4 protein-coding genes are annotated in these 3316 nt (G+C 39.2%); 3 read left to right on the plus strand and 1 reads right to left on the minus strand.

Translation table 11 applies throughout. The features are described from left to right. Window positions 1-463 precede the first annotated feature (463 nt). The gene (locus HMPREF1640_RS12195; RefSeq protein ID WP_036895285.1) at window positions 464-943 is read left to right on the plus strand and encodes a S24 family peptidase; all 480 of its coding nucleotides are present in this window, start codon (window positions 464-466) and stop codon (window positions 941-943) included. A gap of 144 nt (window positions 944-1087) precedes the next feature. After that, window positions 1088-1654 carry a hypothetical protein gene (locus HMPREF1640_RS12200; RefSeq protein WP_036895288.1) on the plus strand — a complete coding sequence of 189 codons (567 nt, stop codon included), beginning with the start codon at window positions 1088-1090 and terminating at the stop codon, window positions 1652-1654. Window positions 1655-2116: 462 nt separating this feature from the next. Here HMPREF1640_RS12200 and HMPREF1640_RS13830 read toward each other — a convergent pair whose 3' ends face one another. After that, complete coding sequence (locus HMPREF1640_RS13830; RefSeq protein WP_036895291.1) at window positions 2117-2356, minus strand: hypothetical protein; 240 nt, start codon at window positions 2354-2356, stop codon at window positions 2117-2119. Window positions 2357-2675: 319 nt separating this feature from the next. On the opposite strand from HMPREF1640_RS13830, the gene HMPREF1640_RS12210 reads away from it, so the two are divergent. Then, a partial coding sequence (locus HMPREF1640_RS12210; RefSeq protein WP_231565918.1) for a phage integrase SAM-like domain-containing protein occupies window positions 2676-3316 on the plus strand: 641 nt, incomplete at its 3' end.

Below are 3316 nucleotides of genomic sequence, written 5' to 3' on the forward strand. Positions count from 1 at the left end.
AAACTTTTCTATACCTAAGTGCGAGTTCTTCAAACACGTTTTGTAATTTTGCACTTGCTGGTTGACTCTACGTTTGAATCTTACGTGCCATAATCTCACTTATTTTTAAGACTTAATATTTGCTAATCTCGGCCATTTTTCGTATTTTTGGCTGCACGTTCCATTGGAACACGTTGCAAAGATAGGATATTTTCTAATATAAGCCAAATGAACATGAGATTATTTCCTATTTTTTCTGTAAAATTTAATAGAAGCCAGGCTATGATTTTAGAAAGAATAAAGGAATATATCGATTGCAAGGGCATTACAATAGCTGCCTTTGAGCGAAGTATAGGTATGTCTAATGCCTCGTTCGGAAAATCTTTGAAAAAACAGGGGAGCAATAGGTTCTGATAAAATAGAAAATATCCTATCCGCGTACACAGACCTCTCTTCCGAATGGCTCCTCACAGGCACAGGGAATATGCTTAAATCTGACCTCGACAAGCCAATAGAAGCCCATAAGAGGTCTGCCGAACCTCCCAAATCCTCCAATAAGCGGAGGGGCATCCCTCTTATTCCCATAGATGCCGTGGCAGGTTTCCCATCCGCCGACAATGATGGCGTATATATGGAAGACTGTGAACACTACTCAATCCCGGAGTTTGAGGCGAAGGGGGCAAACTTTCTCATCCGGGTTTCAGGCGACTCCATGCACCCCCTCTATGAGAATGGCGACATCATCGCTTGCCGTAAAATTTCCGACATACTCTTTTTCCAATGGGGTGGCATCTACGTCCTCGACACCAGTCAGGGTGCCCTCGTCAAGCGTGTAGAGGAGTGCGAGAAAGACGATGATTGCATTCTCTGTGTTTCCGAGAACACGCGTTTCAAACCGTTCCAACTTCCAAAGTCCGACATTCGCTCTCTCAGTACGATCATCGGCCTTGTTCGCTTGGTATAACTTCGCCTTCCCTCTGTATCATAAATAATTAAAATTTTATACAATGAAAAAATATCTATTACTATTAGCTTTTATGTTTCTAACTTCGACTAATTCTATTGCACAAAAATTTGAATGTATGGACTTTGTTTCTAAACAAGCAAAATGGAATGCAATAAAAAAAGTAGCAATAAGAAATGGGCAAAAGAGGCTATAAAACATTTTCCACTTAATTTGGATGGAGACATTTATTATAAGTATAATGTGTCTAATAATTGCAATATGACCACTAAAGAAATGACGAAGATAAGTTATGGCTTCTTAAAATCGATTCTTAATTTAGAAAAAGGTGCAGAAATAAAGATAGACACGATTAATAATATTTGCTACGGTGAAGGGAAATGGGCAAATGTGGGGCAAGTCACAGGACTTTATAATGCAACTATTATACATGCTGAATTAAAAATAAGGATAAAGGTATATAAAGATTCTCTAACTTTTGAAACAAAAGTACCTCATTATATTTTGGGTGCATTTGATTTATTCAAAAAAGGGACAGAATCAAATTTAATATCTCCTAAAGCTGTGTTCCCGTCAAATCTTAATGGTGATCATAAAGAATCTTATTCACAGGCATTTATTAACTGCAATGCATACTCCTACAATACAATGTCATCCTTTTTATCTTACTTGAATAAACATAATGATGATAAAAGCATTGACACTTGGTAATAATCACCCAATAATGTCCAATTTTAGTTATTCGCACAAACCTATATAACACTTTTATTGTACAGGTTATAATTCAGTCACTTCAACGTTCTCCCACAGCCCCCCATCTCCCCCCATGCCCCCCCTTTCGGGGGCTTCCCCCTCTTTTTAGTTTCCTTATAACGAATAAGTGCCTGATTTCTCGTTATATAATAAGGTGAAACTTCAAAACATGGTGGCATTTAGGGGGGGCTATCGGTACTAAAAACGCACTTATCTTTGAAAAAACAGTATCTTCACCCCCTTGTATCGTACCCCCTCAAAACCCTCTTTTGTAACCCCACTTTTCTAAAAATGTAACCCCACTTTGTAACCCCATCCATAAAAATTACCCCCTGAGACACGAAAAAAGGGTGATAAAACCACGCTGATTTTACCACCCTCTCAAACGGCGTTTTAATGTCGTTCTAAGCCTTTTCTTTCTTAGTCTTTATACGTTGCCCCAGAACCACCCGAAATGAGCGTAGATTGCTTTATTACGGCCCGTTTCGTGATAATCGTACCATTGCCTGAAAGCCCGGCATGGAGCAAATAATTACGTGTAGCACCTACCTGTTCAGGTGTAAATATCGTGTAAACGGCAGAAATACTGCTGAAATACCAGTCTTTACGCTTCGTATTCTGTAATCCGTGTATCAAATGTACGTGTATAACCTTTGCCATAATCTATTATTTTACGTTGCAAATATACCAAATAATAATTATATAGAATAAAATAATACTTTATTTTTTATAAAGGTACAATAAAAGAGCAGATTTACTGCCCTCGTTGTTCTCCTCGTCATCCCATGTAAGCCTTCTGTAAACCAATGTGAGTCTTTCGCCAACTTAATAAGCCTCATCAAGCCTCAAATGTAAACCGAAATTAAACCAATGTAAACGTTTCGTTTTACAGGCTTATCTTCTATCGATACGCATAACTCTTTGAAACATAAAGTAATAAGCCGTTTTTATCCTCAACTCATTTTATACGTTTCATTCTGTGCCCCATACTTATCTGAACCTGTTCTATTCTGACAGAAATCTCCGTGAATTTGTAGAAAACAAAGGAGTGCAGGATATATCCATCGGAACAATTACAGAGGACTTGTTCGAGGAATACCGCTTCTTTCTCAAAAAGCGTGGACTGAAAGCATCTACCGTCAACAGCAACCTCTGCTGGCTGAGCCGACTAATGTTCCGTGCGGTCAGCAAGAGAATTATCCGCTGTAATCCGTTTGAGAATGCCAAGTATGAGAAAGAGGAAAAGAAGATACGCTTTTTGCAAAAGAGCGATGTGATGAAACTTATGGCAATGAAGATGAACGACAGAGAAGCGGAGCTGGCAAGACTGATGTTTGTCTTTTCCTGCTTCACAGGCTTGGCTATTTCAGATATGGAGAATTTGGAATACAAGCATATCCAAACGACAGCGGATGGACAGATGTATATAAGAAAGGAACGTCAGAAGACCAAGGTTGAGTTCATAGTGCCGTTACATCCCATAGCGGAAGCCATCATCAGCCATTGTCGGAAAGAACAGGAAAGAAGCGAGGAACGGCAGACGGTGAAAGAAAAAGACGACAACCTTGTCTTTCACCGTAATTGCAGCCGCAGTGTCATGGATACCAAACTGAGCATCGT

The organism is Prevotella sp. S7-1-8, from assembly GCF_000758925.1.
Taxonomy (GTDB): domain Bacteria; phylum Bacteroidota; class Bacteroidia; order Bacteroidales; family Bacteroidaceae; genus Prevotella.